This is a genomic window from Pseudomonas sp. G34, assembly GCF_031119625.1.
Taxonomy (GTDB): domain Bacteria; phylum Pseudomonadota; class Gammaproteobacteria; order Pseudomonadales; family Pseudomonadaceae; genus Aquipseudomonas.
The window spans coordinates 47,384-66,118 of record NZ_JAVHZV010000023.1 but is presented as its reverse complement, the minus strand read 5'-3'; the positions used below and the strand labels follow the sequence as shown (position 1 = coordinate 66,118).

The 18,735-nt window shown below is 64.0% G+C and carries 1 protein-coding gene (running past one end of the window); it reads right to left on the bottom strand.

The window, feature by feature from the left end:
- Positions 1 to 18,735 carry the 5' portion of an Ig-like domain-containing protein gene (locus QYS36_RS14985; protein WP_308840237.1) on the bottom strand. The gene continues 24,027 nt to the left of window position 1, outside the view, so only the first 18,735 of its 42,762 coding nucleotides appear in the window; it begins with the start codon at positions 18,733 to 18,735; its stop codon lies off the left edge, out of view.

The window sequence follows — 18,735 nt, the reverse complement described above, 5'->3', positions numbered from 1 at the left end:
GCCGGTCATTTCGAACGCAGCCGCCGGCAACGCCTGACCGCCCTCGCCCACAACGCGGATCACCTGCGCCAGGTGCGCCGGGTCGGTATTGATCAGGTTGTTGAAGGCAATGGTCACGCCTTCGTTGCTGCCCAGCACGGCGCCATTGCCCGGGGTACTCGAGGCCACGGCGAGGTACGGCGAGGTATTGATCTGCACGCCTTTGCCGTTGCCCTGCATGATCTGCCCGCCCACGCTGAGCAGTTCACCGCTGGCATTTTTCTGTTGCCAGTAGATGGTCTGGAACTGGCCCTGGGCGTCGGCTTCCAGCAGCAGGTAGGTATCACCGGTACCGACGCTGATCAGGCCTTGCTGCACTTGCAGGGTGATCTTGCCGATAGCTTCAGAGACCGACGACGCCGCTACAGTGCCGCGCTCGATGGCCTGCACGCGGTAGTCCAGTTGCGTGCCGAAGTCTTTGAAGCTGGCCAGGTACAGCTGCTTGTCGCGCAGGAACAATACATACAGCTCACCATTGAGCCACTGCACATCCACGGGCGCACCCAGCAGGTCCGGCTTCATGCTGCCGTCGAAGGCGATGCTTGGCAGGGGCGCCTGGGCGCCCAGCTCGTTGCGGCCAATCGGCAGGAAGCGGATATAGCCGGTTCCCAGGTCGTTGGCGGCGGCCACCGCCAGGGCGCCACGCTCGGTTTCCACGGCCAGGTCGACGGCGCGATGGTTCGGCAGGCTCAGGCTGGACACCAGCAGCGGCTTGCTCAGGTCGTTCACATCCACCACGCGCACGCCGTCGCGGTCGTTGGCCAGGTACACCAGGCTGCCCTGCACTTCCAGGCCCAGCACCGGTTCGCTGAGGCGCAGTTGCGACAGGCGGATTGGCCTCTCCCACAGGCCGATGTCGTAGATTTCCAGGCCGGCAGTCATCAGGTAGCGGTTGCTGGAAGTCGGCTGCATACCCGCCTTCACCCCGACGAACAGCCGGTCGCCGACAACTTGCGCGGCACCGATCTGCATCGGCGGATAGTTCGGCAGGATGATGCCCAGGCCCTGCGGCAGGGTGTAGGAGAGCGCGCCCACTTTGACTTCACGGGTGGCGGCGCCACTTGGCACGCGCAGGTAGACGTCGTAGATATCCGGATCGATCACGCCCGGCAGCACAAAACTGAATTGGCGCTGGTTTTCCACGTTGTCGTGCAGATCGATGCTGATGCTGCCGGCATCTTCAACGATCGGGCTGCGGCCCGTGTAGATCTCGGTATCGCCATGGCGGGCGCGCAACACCACTCTGGTGCCCGGCATCAGCACCTCGTGGCTGGCGCCAATGGTGACCTTGGCGCCGCCTTTCTTGCTGGCCGAATCCGGGCTGACGGTGAACTTGACCTGGTTCAGCGCTTGCTCGGCGCCGACCATAAAGGCCCCCAGGTAATCATTGCGCAGGCCGCCGTCATCCAGGCGCAGGTGCCATTGGCCAGGGCTCAGCGGCAGCAGGTCGAGAGCGTGCGGAGCGATTTCCAGGCGCGTAGCGCTGACCCATTGCAGCTCAACCGGGTATTGGTTGACGTAGCCCTTCACGGTACTGCTGAAGCCGCTGCCGTGAATCACCACGCGGTCTTGCGCGCCACGGTGGAAGCTGGCGTTTTCCAGGTACTGGATCGCCGGCTGGCTAGCACCACTTGGCGCCACCTTGAAGTCCACCTGATACGGCGCCCACAACCCGGCACCGCGCAGGTTGCGCGCCTGCTGCACGCGCAGACGCAGCTGCGCGCCCGGTGTCGGGGTGAAGCGCAGCACCACACGGCTGGCCGACTGGCCATCGCCGTTCAGGTTCTCGATGGTCGGCACGGCCAGGGCCTGCTCGCCATTGCTGATATCCAGCAGGCTCAAGGCACCGGCAGCACGCAGGGACTCCAGCGTCACCGGCTCGTTGAAGGTCAGTTGCAGCGCCTGCTCGCCGGCCGGCAGCACGCCGCCCTGTTTGACGCTGGCGTCCAGCACCAGCGCGCCGGGCAGTTCCAGCAGGGTCATGCCGTTGGTACCAGAGCCGGCCACCAGACGGTTATTGAACAGGTCCAGCGCTTCAATGCGCTCCTGGTTACCCGCCGAGATCACCCGTGGCTGCAGCGGCTCGCGCAGGTCGACCACCACCACGCCGCTGTCGGCAGCCACAAACAGCAGGTTGCCGGCCATGCGCAGACGTACGCCACGGCCCGCCGTGGCTTGCAGCTTCTCGTCGAGGCTGAGCAGCGTGCGCTCTTCGGGTTCGTCGCGGTTGATGATTTCCACACCACGGCTGCCAACGGCTGCCACCAGGTAACGGCCATAGGCGACCATGTCCTGCGGGTTGGCAACAAAGCTGTAGCTGCGCGTTTGCGCTGGGTCGAACAGGTTGAGGGCGCGGATTTCACCGGTCTTGCCATCTACTGGTACGCCGAGGGACTCGTCCCAGCCCGGACAGTTGGCCCACTTGGCACCACGCACCTTGCCACCGGTGAACAGCCAGCCATCGTTCAGTTGTAGCAGCGCACCGCCCTGTAGGCCGCTGGGCGGCGCAACGCGTACCGGGTCGTCGCCACTCTGGTAGTTGAGGGCGAAGAGATCGGACGGCTCCGCAACATCGATATTGAAGGTGCATTGGTCAGAATTTGGCGGCTTGGCGGTGACTTCCACCGAGGCCGCGATCAGGCCAGGGCCCTGCTTGACCACACGGCTGATCGGCGCAGACAGGTCTTCTTCCTGGATGGTTTGCAGGCCGTTCTGTTCGTCCAGGTTCAGGCGCGCCACGCCGCCCACGCCGCTGGCCACGTATAGGCGTTTGCGCCAGGTGTTCTGTTCCCACTCCACGGTGGGGCTGACGCGCAGCGAGTCGAAGCCCACGTTGAAATCCTGCGCGGCCTGGCGGTCGAGCAGTTCCTGTTCTTCTTCGGTGGGCTCAACGGGATTGAGCCCTTCCATGCGCTTGTAAATCGCGGCGGCCTGTTGCTTCAGGCTCAGGCGCAGGTTGTCGCTTGGCAGCGAAGAGGCGCCGCCGACCAGGACTGGCTTGCTGGCGTCCTGCACCGAGAACGAGGCAGCGCGGTACAGCTCCGGCAACCAGCCACCGCTGGCCAGGGTCTGCTTGCCATAGCCGTTGACCATATGGCCGCCGTTGGTGATGGCCACGCCGGTCTGTTGGTCGATCCATACATCGCTCGGGTACAGCAGCGACGGATGCAGTTCCGACTGTTTGCGCAGGCCGTAGCCGAAACCACGGTCGCCGGTCAAGCTGGCCTGGTTGCCGTAACGGTCTTCACCCAGCACATCGACTTTGCCCGGCGCGCCACGGGGCGAGGTCACGCGCATGCGGTTGCTGGCCAACACCTCGATACGGCCGACCGGCAGGCCGCCGAAGCGCACCTTGAGGCCATCCATCACGGTGTTGCCCGGCTCGAAGCCGTCACCGGTAATGGTCACCACGGTATCGCCGGCCACCGGGCCCCACAGCGGTACCAGGGCGTCGAAACGGATCGGTGCGTCCACCAGCAGGGCGCCTTCCAGCACGGTCTGCTGCCAGATGCCGTCGCGCTGCACTTGCAGGGTCAGGTTGTACTGGCCCGCAGCTGGCAAGGCCGGCACGCTGACTTTCAGCACCGCCGCAGCGGCGGTGTTATCGCGGGTCACGCCTTCGATAGACAGCGCGCGGTCACCCGCATACAGACGCACCTGCGCCAGGTTGGCCGGGATTCCCAGGGCGCTGACGGTCACCAGGCTGACAGTGTTTTGTGCAACGCGACGCGGCGTAACGGCTTCAATGGACAACGCATCATTGCGCGCGCCACGGTAGGTCAGCGGCACGCGCTGATCCTGGGCCAGGCGCTGCAATACCACGGTGTCGCTGGCAGTAATCGGTTTCACCGAGGCGAGGCCGGCCTTGGCCACCAAGGTCAGGCGCTCACCCACGGTAAGGCGGTCAACGCTGCTGGTCGGCAGCACCAGCTTGGCGTCGTTGTTGACGATCTGCACGGTGGCCGGCAAGGCCTGGCCCTGACTGTTGAGCAGCTGGAACAGGGCGCTGTTGGCCGGGTACAGGTCGATGGCCTTGTTAAAGCGCGCCATCACTTGCACGCTGCCGTCCACCTGACGGTCGAGGATGCCGTTGGCCGGGTCGACCGCGTGCAGCTTCAGCACCACGTCTGGTACCACCTGCAACAGGCTGCCCTTGCCATCCACGCCGCCCGAATGCGCCGAGTAGTCACCCGCCACCACGCTTTCCACGCTGCCGCTGGAGGTCATGCTGCGACCAGCAACCGGTTTGAGCGGGTTGGTTACATCAACCATCAGCACACCCTTGTCGCCACGGGCGACATAGAGGGTGTTGCCGTTGAAGTCGAGATCGTAGACGTAGCCGATGTCGTTGATCCGCGCGACCACGGTTGGCGAGCTCGGGTCGAGCAAATCAACCACCGCCACACCGCTGGCGCCAGCCGCCACGTAGGCGTAGCGGCCTTGCAGCGACACGCGGGTACCCGGCAGGTCGAGCTGGCCAAGGCGTTTCAGCCCCGCGTTGGCGGTCTGGCTGTACACCTGCAGGCCGCCGCTGCCAATGGCTTCCTTGGTCAGCAGACGGTTGGTGCGGTAATCAAAGGCGCCACCCACGGCGACGATCAGGCCGGCGGCGGTGCCGTCCCCGGCCTGAGTGCCGATACCGGTCTGGATGGCAATATCCAGCATGGGCAACTTCGGCGCGGCGGCCAGGCTTTGCACCAGGTAGGTCTTGTTCGGCAGGAAGGAGTCGACGATGCCCAGGCCTTCTTCACCCATGGCCAGCAAGACACGGGCGTTGCGCACACGTAGGCCGCGCACCGAGGTGCCAGGCAGTTCCAGGCTACCGATAATGGTGGTCTTGGACGGATCCAGCTCATCGAAGGCCACGGTGTACAGGCGGGCGGCATCCGGGTTGCCGGCGCCGTCCAGGTGCACCGCAGTGATGTACACACGGTCGCTGCCGCGCTCGAAGAAAGGCTCCACGCCTACGGCGATGAAGTTCGACGGCAGGGCGATACGCGAAATGATGCGGTCGTCGGACTTGTCGCCATTGCGGTCGATCAGGCGCAACAGGTCATCCGGGTTCAGCGGCTTCTGCGGGTCGGCGGTGTAGTTGCCGGCGTTGATGTCGTACACCAGAACGCCGCTGGTGCCTTGCGCCGAGAACAGCAGGCTGCCGGACGGGTCCAGCGCCATGTCGTAGATGCGCCCGCCGTCATCACGGATCTGCGATTGCGGTGGCTGTTGATAGGTAAAGGCCTGGTTCAGAGTGCCCTGCTGGCCGTTGCTCAGCTGTACACGCACATCGACGGTGCCAATCGGGCCGGCGGGCGTCACCACTTCCAGGGTTTCAGCGTCCAGCACCTTGTACTGGGTGACCGGCATAGCGCCGAAGTACACGCTCATGGCGCCGGTTTCGCTGCGGAAGCCCTGGCCTTTGATCTGCACCTTGGTACCGCCGTTGAGCGAGCCCAGGGCGGGGGTCAGCGAGCGCAGCAGCAGCGGTTCAACAAACTGCACCGCGCCGACTTTCGACGCCTTGCTGCCGTTGCCACTGACCACTTGCAGGCTGGCGGCGCCCGGCAAGCTGGACGGCGCCTGTACGCGGTAGCGAGCGGTGCCGTCTGCCAGGGTCTCGACCTGCGAACCGTTGGCGGCCTGTCCGGAGACGCTGAACTGCACCTGGCCACTGGCGCCACGCAGCACCACATCCAGCTCACCGCCGCCGACGTCGAGCATGCCCGGCGCGGTGCTGACGATCTGTACCTGGGCGCCACCGGCCACACCGGCACGCAGGCGAATGGCATGATCCAGCAAGCCACGGCTGCGGCGGCTAGACAGGTCGCCTTTGAGGATCAGGCGATAGCTGTGGTTGGCTTGCAGGCTCTGCGCCGGCTGCACGCTGAGTACGCGACCGTCGGTGCTGCGCTGCAGGGTGTACGGCAGTTCGCTGGCCGGCTGGTTGTTCTGGGCGTCGTGTTGCAGCACCAGGAACTGACGCAGCTGCTCGTCATCCAGAGCGCTCAGCGACCGGGTGAATTGCAGGGTCAGCGGGCTGTCCAGCGGCACACCGTCGGCGCCATCGGCCGGAATGGAGCGCACCAGCTCCTGGGTCAGCAAATCGACCAAGCCGAGGTTGGAAATGACATCGTCGCCCGACGCGGTATAGGTGGCGAACGCGGCGATGCCCTGGTCGGTGAGCGTCGATGGATTGACCCGGTACGGTTTCATCAGCAGCCCGGCGGCAGGCAGGCGGATACAGTACGGCAGGCCGAGGGCATCGAGCAGGCTGATGTTGTCGGCGCGGCTGAAGTCATAGAAGCCCAGGTAACCGATAGAACCTTTCTCGCAATCGGCCTTGTCGCTGCCCATCTGGGTCAGGTTGAAGGCCGTGCTGACCTGGGCACGGATACCCACACTCTCGCCCGGCACGCTGAAACCACCGGAGAGGTAACGGCCCTGTTCGCGGATAAAGGCCGGACGGCTGGCATCGTAAAGGTTCAAGCCGTTGCCGGTGACAAACTGGCTGCCGTCGGCGGTGATGCCAGTGAGCCCGGTGACGCGCGAATCGCCCAGTTGCGGCAACGACGGTTTGCTCAGGTCGAAGATCACCCGGCTGCCGCTGTTGACCACATGCAGGGCATCGCCGATCACGCTGATATCGGTAACGTTGGTCAGTGCCAGGGTACGACCATCGACGGTGGCCGAGGTGAGACGGCGCACCACACTCGGGCGCAGCGGGTCGGCGATGCTGACCACCACCACGCCTTCCTTGCCGGCGTTGATCAACAGCAGGCCCTGATGGGCGACCACCTTCTCGGCCACGGTACCGTTGGGCAGCGGCAGGCTGTAGCGAATGTCGCGGTCCTTGCCGGGCGGCTGCTCGGTGAGCACGTCCGGGTCACGGGTTTCGCGGTCGTACACCAGCAGCACGCTGCGGCCTTCGTATTCGGTGTCCAGGTACGGGAAGTCGTAGCCACGGGCGGTGACGTACAGCTGCTTCTCGGCCAGGGCCATGGCGCTGGGTTGCAGATCCTGCGGTAGGTTGTAGTACCCCAGGCCATGACGCGGTGCGGCCTCGGCGATCTTCGCCGGGTCGTACTTGACCAGGCTGATCCAGCCCGGCGCATAGTAGTGCTGCAACTGCTCGAGGTTGAGCAGATTGCCTGGGGCCTGGCCTTTCAGCTCGCCACGGCCAAGCACATAGAGCATGTGCAGCTCGCTGTCTGCAGCCAGGTCGACGATATTACCCGGTGGCAGTTTCAGCGGGTCGGGCACGTAGCTGGTCAGTTGGCCATCAGCGAGGGTTTTCAGGCGCGCATCGATTACCTCCCTGGTCATCGGCGGCTCGCTTTCCAGGCTGCGGTCCAGTTGCAGGCGGCCATAGAACAGGGCATTGCGTTGTACGTAGTGGCGACCGAGGTCGTCAGCCAGCTCGATATCGATAAAGCCGCGATAACCGCCGCCTTCGTCGTCACGCAGGTCCGGCACCAGCAGGCTCATGCGCTCGGCGCTGTACAGGCGCAGGTCATCGGAGCCGACCTTGAAGGTCTTGGCGGTGCCCGGCTCGCCGCTCTTGTAGGCGGTGAGGGTCATGCCGGAGTGGAAGCCCTTGCCCACCAGTTCGACGCGATCGTTCTTGCCGGTTTGCGCCACGCGCACCACAGCTGGCGTCAGGTGGGAAATGCTCAGCTCATCGACGAACACAAAGCCGCCGAGCACGGTGTCGCTCAGGCCGGCAGCGGTGGTGACGGTGACCGAGGCCGGGCCTGGGTAGTTGGGTACGGTTTTGGCGTAGATCGTGACGATGCCGGTGTCGGCATCCACCACACGGTTTTCCACCACCAGCGGCTCGCCACCCACGGACAGGCGTGGCTGGTCACCGAAGTTGCTACCGCGCACCACTACCTGGGTACCGCCGCGCACATCACCGACGTTGACACAGCCATGGCGCTCGGCGCTTTCACGGGTACAGATGCTGATGATGTCCGGGTACTGCGCATCAGCCGAGGCGGTGCTGAAGGTGAACACGTAATCGGAGGCCAGTGGTTGGCCAGTGACCGGTTTCAGGCCCTGCTTGATGCGCACGTAGTAGCGCTGACGCGGCAGCAGGTTCTGGCCGTCCTTGCGCACCAGCTTGATACGGCGTTTGGTGGTGTCGGTGCCACGTGGGGCGAAGGACAGATCGAACTGCACGGTGACATCACGGCCGATTTGCGCATCGCCTTCCAACACCTGTACGAAGTCGCTGAGGTTGGTGTCGCCTGGCAGCACGGCGGACAGCTCGATCAGCACCTGCGACAACTGGGTGCTGATATCGGTCTCGCCCACTTGCGGGCTGTGTTGCAGCACGGTCAGCGCCGGCAGGTCGATGCGGCCGATACCGCCCTTGCCGGCCGCCACCTGAATGGCACCACGGGCCAGGGTAACGCCACGCACGCCGAAGTTATCCAGTGTGGCGTTGCGCTGCACCATGACCGGTACGGTGGCGTCCAGACCGCTCTGGCCAACGCGGGCCAGGTCAATGATCTGTACCAGGCTTTGCGAGGGTTTGTCTTCCTGGTCGGAGAGCAGTTCGGTGACATAAGCCAGGTTGCCCGACACATGCACGTCATACAGGCCGTTCGGGGTCTGATCCGGGCGATGCGGGGCAATTTCCACCACCTGAACCACGCGTGGCTGGTCCGGCTCGCTGATATCGATACGGCTCAGGCGGGCGCTCTCGCCGCTGCCGGCCATATCGGTGACATACAGTTGGTTGCCCACCAGGTTCAAGCGGTTGGCCACGCCCAGGGTATCGATCTTGGCCACGATCGGCATGGCCGGGGTGCTGAGGTCAGCCACCACCACGCCCTCTTCCGAGGCGGCGATATAGGCGTAATGGCCACGCACCTTGACGTCGCGGGCGAAACCGTTGGGCTTGATATAGCCGACGTGGTACGGCGCGGTCATGTTGGTGACGTCGATCACCTGCACACCGCCGTTGCCGTTGGCCACCAGGGCCAGGTTGCCGCTACGGGTCAGGCCATAGACATCCGGGTACGGCATATCGACGCGGCCCAGCAGCAGGTACGGTAGGCCGAACTGGCCGTCGCCGTTCTTCTGGCCGAACAGCAGCAGCTCGCCGGCGTTGTTGTCCAGGTACAGGGCGCCGGTGCCTTCACTCGGGGTGTCGCCGCCGTGCCAGTCTTTCTTGATCTCGCTAGCCAGCTGGTCGGCGAACTTACAGTTACCCGTATCAGAATCGCAGGCGCCGCCGGTCACACCGGATTTGCCTGCCAGCACGATGTTCTCGTCCGTGACCAGATCACCGATGCTGCCATTGAAGATTTCCGCCGCGCCGTTGAGCAGTGGCGAATAGGCGAAGAAATCACCGTTGCCGTTGCTCTGCGCTTCGTCTACGGCATCGAGGATAAAGATACCGGTGCGCGCCGGGGCGTTACCCGCCAAGGCTTCGGTTTTGCTCAGCAGGCCCAGGCCTTGTTCGATGCGCAGCGGGTCGATGGTCGACCAGGCCGCGATCATCGCGCCGGCGCGGTCCAAGGCGCGGTATTGGTCGACGGCGGTGTAATTCACCTTCTTCGCCGATACCTGGTCGCCATTCTGTGGCGCGATAAAGCGCCGCTCGCTGATCGGCCAGCCCATTTCGTGGTAAGTGTCGCGGGTGACGGTGTGGTTTGGCGTGACCACTTTGGTCAGCACATGAAGGCGCTCGTTGCGCAGGCCGGTGCGGCGCAACACGTCGCCCTGGCTGAAGTCGGCCCAGTAGATGAAGGTGTGCTTGTCCGGGTCGCTGACCGGCGTGGTGTCGCCATTGGCGCGCCCGTCATCGCGGAACAGTTTCAGCGGGTACTGGTCGGTGACTTTCCATTCGCCGTCCTCGGTCTGGTACTCGCGGCTCCACAGCATGCTGACGTCCGAGATAGCGCCGCCCATGTCTTCGATGGACACCACCGCACGCAGACTTTCGCCCATGGTCAGCACGTCTTTATCAATCGGGTAGAGCACGCCCAGGCGTGGTATCACGGTGTCTTCCAGCTTGCCGACGCGCACGATCTGCGACTCGCCGGCCTGGCCGAGCACGTCATAGGCGATGGCCTGCACGGTAAAACCGTTGACCCCGGCTGGCGCGGCAATCAGCGCGCGGTACACGTGGTCCTGGGCATGGCTGCCGACCTGCTGACCGTAACTCTGCTCGGTGCTGAAGACCGGCACGCCGTTGACATAGAAGGTCACGTGGTCGATGCCTTCCGGACCGAGGTCGTCGAAGGCTTCAACAAACACTTCGACGTCTTCGCCGTCGATCACCACCGCGTTGTCGTTGTCCGGCTTGACGATGCGTGCGTTCGGCGCTTTGTCGGCCTTGATCTTGATGCTGCCCGGCAGATCGACGAAGCCCGACTCGTAGCCGTCCAGGTCACGGGCCTTGGCGCGCAGGCGCAGCACCTGGTCAACCCGGCCAGTCGGAACCTTGAAGTGGAACTGGTAAGGCGCGGCGGAATCTTCGCCCAGGGCCTGGAATTTCGGCTCGGCACCGGCGGCGCCAATGGAGTAATAGAGCGCAGCGGCGTCCACGCCCACTTCGGCGTCGCTGGCTTGCACTTGCACCACAATGCCGCGGCCTTCGGTGAGATCGGTGACATCGCCCATGGCAAAACCGCGCGCGTCCAGGAGCTTGATGGCGTTCACTTCCGGCGCCTGGTTGCGCAGCAGATTGACGCCGATATTTTCCTTGGCTTCGTTGCCGCTCGGGTCGCGGGCAGTAACGCGCAGCTGCAAGGGCAGCGATTCGGGCAGGTCGGTAGTGCGGCCCAGGTAGTCGGCAATGCTGCCCACCGGCAAGTTGCCGATGTAGGGGCCGCTGAGCAGCAGGCGGTCGGCCACGCGCTCGTCGTCGGCAAAGGTGCCGTCGCCGTTGCGGTCGGCGTACAGGCCGAGACTGACCGAGCCAACGCGCACGTTGTCTGTCACTTCCAGCTGGTAAGGCAGGCTGCGTTTTTCCGCCACGCTGGCGCCGGTGGCCAACGGCAGTTTCACCGTCAGTTGCGGCGCTTTGGTGTCTTTGATCACGCGCACTTTCACCGGCTGCGCGGTGCTGACACTACGGCCTTTGCCGTCGGCGCGGCGTTCCAGGGTGCTGGCGGTCAGGCTGAGGTCGGTGCCGGCCTGGCCGTAGGGTACTTCCACCAGGAATTCGTAGGGGAAGACCATATCGGTAAGGCTGCGGTCGCCACCTTTATAGCCGGCGATGTTCAGCACCACGCGGTCCACGCCGACGTCATCGACGGCATTGACCTCCACCAGCAGCAACTGGCCTTCGGTGCTTTCAGCGCCGTCTTTCGGCGTAGCAATTACGACGCTCGGCAGTTGGTCGCGGATGATTTCCACGTCCAGGCTTTCTTCGGCACGGTGGGCGTCGAGATCGTTGTGGGCCACGCCATAGGTGTCCACCGCCTCGATGGCCAGGTGAATACGGTTGGCGTCCGGGTTGGCGTTATCGAAGGCTGGCACCGGCACCATGAAGTTGTACGGCGAGGTACGCAGGCGCTGGATATATGGGGTCTGACCATTGCCATAGGTGGCGATGATATTGACGTATTCGATGCCCACGTCGTCGAACGCCTTGACGTTGACGTACAGCGGGTTGCCTTCCACCACCTTGGCGCCTGAGACCGGCTCGGCCACGTCCAGAGTCGGCCGCTCGTCCACACGCACCGGGTAGCCCACTTCGTAGGCCTGGCTGTTGGCAGCGTCGAAGGCTTCGACTCTGAGCAGCACATCCACCCGTTTCACATCGCTGCTGGCCAGACCAAAGCCCTGCAAGATGGTGAACAGGCGGTCGACATGCATCAGTTGGTGGTATTCGGGGGTGTCGATATTCAGCGTGGTGACGGGCTCGTAGTCGTCGGCCGGGATGCCGTCGATACTGCGCACAAGGGTGAAGTTCTGCTTGACGTAGGTGCCATCGTTTTTCAGCACACCATAGGCACGCGCCAGGGTCAGGCGATTGACCTTGACGTTGTCGTAGGCCTGGAAGGCCACGGTAAAGTCGCTGTCCTCAGGGGCGCCGAAACCAACCCCCGGGCGCTTGATCAGCGGCTCGGGCTTGATCTGGTCAGCCATCACCTTGATCTGCCGGCCGAACAAGCCAACGGCGCCGTCGGAGTCTTCGATCTGCGCGGTGAGTTTCAGGGTCTCGTTATGACGGATAAGGCCCTGGGGCACTTCCAGCACAAAGGTGCGTTGCAGCGCGTACGGGCTGTTACGGCGGCCAAAGTCATCGGCAATGCTGGCGTCGTAGTTGGCCTGCAGGCTGTCATGAATGCTGGCAAACGCGGCGTCCACCACCAGATCGCCACCAGTTGCGCCAGCCGCCGAGCTCATCACTGGCAGCGGTACGCCGTTGGCGAATACTTTCAGGCGCGAATCAGTGAGCAGACGATCATCGGCGGCCACCAGCCCAACGCGGATGCGGAAGGTTCCGGCAACGATTTCCTGGTCTTCAGCCGGCGCGGTGATACGTACTTCCGGTACCACGTTGGTCAGCGGGTGAACCAGGAAGGTACGTTCGGCCAGGTTGCCGTAGGTGTCGGTCAGTTCCAGACGGTATTCGGTCGGTTCGGTCTGGTCGAACAGTACTTCGGTCTTGTCTTCGGCCACCAACGGCGGCGCAGTCGGGCAGTTGACCTGGAAGCTGCGTTCGTAGACCACCGCCGCCACACTGCCATCGCGTTTCAGACGCACGATGCGATAGGCCGCCAGGCCGGCGTCGTCACGCAGGGTGGTGTCGAGACGGAAGCGTTCGTTGATGCGGACCCAAAACTCACCGTAGTTGATGCGCGCCGGGTCGGTCAGGGCTTTTTCGTAGTGGCCGTTGACCCAGTAGGTGTTGAAACCGGCAAAGGTCAGTTGTGGTTTTTCGTTGGCTTGCAGCGGATAGATCAGGCTGTGTTCGCTGCTGCGGCCGCTGAAGTCTTCGGCGATCAGGGTCAATTCCAGCTCGCCGCTGGTGAAACCCTTCGGCACGGTGTACGGCACTTGCCAGCTGGTCTGGCCGTAGCTCACGCCCAGGTCATGTACGGTGCGGCTGCGGTTTTCCAGCAGGCGCAGGCTTTTGAGCGCCAGGCTGTCGTCGCTGAAAGCGAGGTTCAGGTTCAGCTGCTGCATAGGGATGGCCACGGTGCCAGCCACCGGGCTGACCAGGCGCGCGCTTGGCGCCAGTTCGTCAAGGCTCAACGGCTGTTGCAGCAGTACGCTCAGGGGTTGTTCGCCGCGCTCGTGGGAGAAACGGTCGGTGGCAAAACCAATCAGGGTCACGCTGGTGCCCTGGGCTTCCACCGGTACCGGCATCAGGGTGGCGAAGCTCTGCTCGACCTGCCTCTGGCTGCCGCTGCGCGCCAGCTGCAGGAAAGCGGTTTGCGCCGCGCTGCCGGTGCCGTCTTGCAGCAACAGGCTAAGGGCGTAGCGGCCTGGCATGCGCGCCCCGCTGGCAGCGGTGACGTCAGCGGCAGCCGATTCCTGCAGGGTGAATTGCAGTTCGCGGATAAAGGCCGGTGCGCCGCTGCGCGGGCGCAGCACCAGACGGGTGGTGTCGTTGGTGGTCAGCGCTTGCAGATCGAGCAAACCATTGACGGCCTGCACTTCATGGGTGGCCGGGCGCACCTGGCAGAGGTTGCGCGAATAGGTTTGCACTTCCCAACTGCTGGTCTGCTCACCCACTTTCAGGCTGCGCGGTGCTTTGGACTCTTCGCCACCCTGCAGGGTCAGACGGCCATTGCTGACACTGAGGAAGGTTTTTTCGTTATACAGCAGCGCGCCTTGCCAGCTGCCCGCTTCGGGGTAGTCAAAGGCCAATTGAGGAATGTTGCGGTTGTCTTTTTTCAGGGTCAGGCCTTTAGCCTGGCGAGCGGTGTTCAAATCGCGCAGGGAGCTGAATGCCAGTAAGTGTTCGATGGTGCTGTTTTCGTAGTCATCGGTTACTTGCAGGCTGCCGCGCAGCGGCTGGCCGCGCTCCTGCTGTGCCGATGGCGCGGCGTCGCGCCAGGCCAGCTTGGGTGGCTGGTCGCTTTGAATCAGGATGCGCCTGGTTTGCAGGCTCTCGTTGCCCAGCAGATCGGTGGCCTTGACGGTCAGGGTCAGGGCAATCGGCTCGGCTTGCGGACGATAGCGCTCGATATCGATTTCTTTCACGCCGCTGCCCGGCACATTGACTTCGGCTTCGCTCAGGCCGGTGGCCTGGGCCAGCACTTCGTTACGGCCATCGTCATCGAGCAGGCGCACTTCATAGGAAGCGACGACAGTGTCGTCCTTGAGGTTGACCTGCAACTGGGTTTCCTGCCGGTCGAACAGGCGCTCGAGCGGTTGTTGAATATTGATCTGCGGGCCTTTGTCGTCAGCCAATACGGTGACATTGATTGGCGGCGAACGGGTTTCGTTGACGCCACGGTCACGGGCGCGCAGCACCAGTTGCAGCACCTTGCCGGAATAACGGCGGGTGAGCTCCGGGGTCAGGCGCAGGCGAGCTTCGAAATCTGCATAGAAACGCTGGCCCACCAGCACCGCGCCCAAGGTACCGGGGTTCGGCACCTTGACGGTCTCCACCCGATCCATGCGGCTGAACAGGGTCCAGGCCACGGCGTGTTCTTCTTTGCTTTGCGGGTCGATAAATACCGCATCGATGGCGTCCACCCACTGGTTGTCGCCCGCGCTGCCTTGCAGTTCGAAACTGGCGCCTGGCTCGAGACTGAAATCACCGGCTGGTTTGTTCAGTTGCAGGGTGGGCGCTTCGGTGTCGTCGATGATTTCCAGGTCGAACGGTGCTTCGGTGGCCTGCCCGGCACTGTCGGTGGCGCGCACGCCCATGGCGGTGTCGGCGGCGGCTTTATTCGGTACACGCAGAGCGGCGCCGATATAGCCGCCGACGGCTTTGTCCAGGTCCGCCCCGGCGATGGTCTTGAGCACCTGAGTCTGGCCGCCGGTGCGCTGGAAGAACTCCAGCTTGGTCACTTTGCGGTCGTCGGTGGCCAGTACCTGGGCGGTAAAGGCTTCACCTTCGTACAGCCGCGCGCCCGGCGCCGGGGCACGCACGCTGACCACTGGCGGCAGGTCTTTGCTCAGCGGGAAGCGCCAAAGGGTCGGCGCGGCGCCGTTGCCGTACTGGTCTTCGCCGCGCAGCTCGATCACCACTTCTTCGCCTTCACTCGGCACGGTGAATTCGAATTGGTCGTCGAAACTAGCGGCTTGCTGCTCGTTCGTCAGGGTGCGGCTGTGCAGCGTCTTGCCGGCGCTGAGCGCGGCCAGGCTGACCAGCTTGGTGTCATCGACGCCACGCAGTTTCACCGTTACCTTGTTGCCGGCGTACAGCGACGCGCCCTGGGTCGGCGAAATCACCGCCAGGCGCGGCCCCAGGGTATCGGCCAATACTTTGACTGCCAGCTCCTTGCTGTCGCTGGGCTGACCAACGTCGTCCACGGCAACCACTTTCAGGCGCAGCTGGCGTTCCTGGTTGGCCAGTTTCAGCGACTTGAGGTCGATGCTCAGACGGTTGACGGTTTCCGGGCCAGGGATCAAGCCGGCGGTCTGGTCTAAGCGTTTCTGCCACAGCGGCGTGCTGCCGCCTGCGGCCCATAGGCTGGCTTCCAGGGCATGCACGGCACGGTCGTCGCGGGCTACCACATCGACATTCAGGGTGTCCTGACTGTACAGGCTGCCCTGGGTCGGGCTGAGGGCGCGCACTTCCGGCTTGCTGTCGGCACCCACACCGATCAGCACTTGCAGTTCGCTGTCGTTGCCGGTGCCATCGGTGGCCACGGCACGGATCGGGTAGCGGTCGTAGCGCACGCCATCCAGGCGCTTGAATGTGGGAGCGGAAACCACCTTGATCGTCGAATAGGCTTTCAGCGCGCCAGGAATCTGTTGCACGGTGAGGTCACCATCGACACTGCTCAGGCGATCATTGAGATTGCCGGTCAGGCGATAGCCAACGCCGGCCTCCTTGACCACACCGTAGAGCTCCAGGCGCTCGACGCCCACGTTGTCGTAACCGGTGAGCTTGAGCACAAAGGTGCTGTTTTCCACCACGGGCGCCAGGTCTTGCCCGGCGTCGCTGACGCTGATGGCCGGCGAGGCCAGGTTCAGCACCGGGTCGTCTTCGTCTTTACCCAGGGTCACATTCACCGACGGGCTGCGCGCGGTCTGGGCGGCGCTATCGGTGGCGATGGCGTGCAGCACCAGCGGGGTTTCGCTCTCCACACCTGGCGGAGCCTGATACACCACGCTATACGGCGCGCGCAGGTCGCTGCCGATCAGCTTGTCGTTTACATAGAAGTCAACCTGGCGCAGCCCCAGGTCATCGGTGGCGTTGGCGCGGAATTCCACTGGCTGGCCGGACACCAGATGGGCGCCCTCCACCGGATAACTCAACGACACCGTTGGCGCCTGATCGCCCTTGACCGGCAGCAGCAGCGGCTCGGACAGGTTGCTCTGCTGGTGCAGGTCGACCGCCTGAGCGCGCAGCTCCAGAGTGCGACCCAGCCACTCGGGCTTGATCGGCAACTGGAAGGTATGGCTGGTGCTGCGCAGGCCAAAGGCGTTGCCGTCGAAGTTATCCACAACGTGGCGGTAGGCGCCGGCTTCCGTACCGTTCACTTGCAGGAAGATATCGGTGCCGGCGTCCAGGGTGTCGTCGGACGCCTCGACGGTGATGGCCATGGTCTGGCCGACCGTGGCGATGCTGCCGGCGGCTGGCTGAGTGATACGGGCAATCGGCTTCTGATTTTCCAGAATGCGCAGCAGCCGGGCCGGGGCGTCGGTAACGCCGCCATTGGAAGCATGCACGCGGGCGGACAGGCCAATGCTGGTTTCCCGTACGGAAATCTCCGGCACCTGTAAGGTCGCCTGCCAGATCTCGACCATATCGATCTTTTTCGGGTTGGCCTGCTGCGGCCGCTGCTCGAAGGCCGGGAACGAGGTTTCGCCCACTTTGCGGCCGTCAAGGAAGTACTCCACCAGGCTGATGCCGCTCTGGTATTCGATGTCCGGCAGGGTGCCGAGGTTGACCGCGATAACCGCGCGTAACGGGCTGTTCTCGATCACGCGCTGGGCATCGACCGGGGCTTCGAAGACAAACTCCGGTACTTGCGGATTGGCTTTGGCCACCACTTTTACCGGGCGCTCGGCGGTGCTCTGACTTTTCCCGGTACCGTCGAACGCCACCGCACGCAAGCGCAAGGTGCGACCTTCCAGCTCCTGCTCGATGGGCAGACTAAGGGCATAGGGCGGGCTCAGGCGTCGGCCGACCAGGTTGTCGTCCAGCCAGAACTCGACGCTTTTCACTGCCACGTCATCGCTGGCAGTGGCACTCAGTTCAAGCACCGAACCCACGGCAATCGTGGCTTCGGGTTGCAGTTCAACGGTCGGCGCGGCGTCTTCGGCGGCCACCGGCAGGTCGACACCGATTTCCGGGTAACGCTGCAGGCGGGCCTGCAGGGTCAGCGGGCTGCTGGCAGGGATCTGCGCGCGGGCCAGCAACTGACCCTGGGCGTTGCGCTCCAGCACGCCGTCGCTGCCAGCGGGCAGTGTCAGCTCCACCGCCAGGCTATCGGCGAGCGGGGCTTCGCTGCCGTCATCGAACACCGCGATCAGACTCGGCAGGCTCTGGAAGCCGTTCAGGCGTGGGAGCACCAGCGGCTGGCCGGCCGCTTGGCCTTCGTAGCGCAGGCTGACCAATTTGCGGGTGAAGTCGACATTCACCGGCAGGCTGATTTCCGCCAGCCCCGGGTAGCTCAGATACACGGAAACCGCCTGACCAGCGGTCTCTGCGAGAGGGTAGACCACACCTTCAGCGCTGACCCAGACCTTGCTGGTATCACCAGAGCGATAACTTACGCCCGTTCCCAGACCTGCCAGGGGCGTGACACCACGGAATTCGAAGTCCACTTCCGGCACCAGCCGCGCTGACTGCAAGGCATCACTGAACAGCAAGCGGTCGGGATGCACGCTGATGGAGCGGGCAGCTTCGTCGACGTTGTCGCCGATAAAACGGATATCGGAGTAACTGTTCTGGTTACCCGAGGCGTCCACCGCCACGGCCTGCACCATCACTAGGGCGTTGCGCGCAACTTCGTCGGCAGACAGCGGCTGATCCAGACGCTGACGCAAGGTGTAGGAACGCTGGCCATCGGTACGCGGAAACACGCGAGCGCCCTGCGGCATGCGCAGGAACGCGGTCTGCTCTGCGCGACTGACCACACCACCCGCTGCACGTAGGTCAGAGGCGCGCAGGCCGGTAAGGGTGAAGCTGACGTAGCTGAGGTCGACATCGTCGGCGGCATCGAAACTGGCCACCAGGAACTGCCCGCCCTCACTGGACTCGATGGCCAGCTGGGTCAGTTGCAGCTCCGGCGCCTGACGCTCCTGCTGGAAGGTTTCGCTGTAATCCTGCTGCGTGCCATCGGCAAACTTCAGCTTTACCGCCGGTTGCAGTGCAGTGGCGCCGTCGATGCGAAAGTTGAACGAGCAGCTGTTGGGTGCGCTGCTGTCACGAGCAGCGTCGATCGGCAGCAAGCGTTGGGAAGTGGCGTCAATGGTGACTTCGGCGAGCTGCCGGCAATCAGTAACAGCCAGGACATAATCGCTGGCACTACCGGCGGAACCCAGAGCTGCGGCGGTGCGAATATCGAATTCCGCCTCGGCGAACGCGCCCGACGAAGCCAGCAC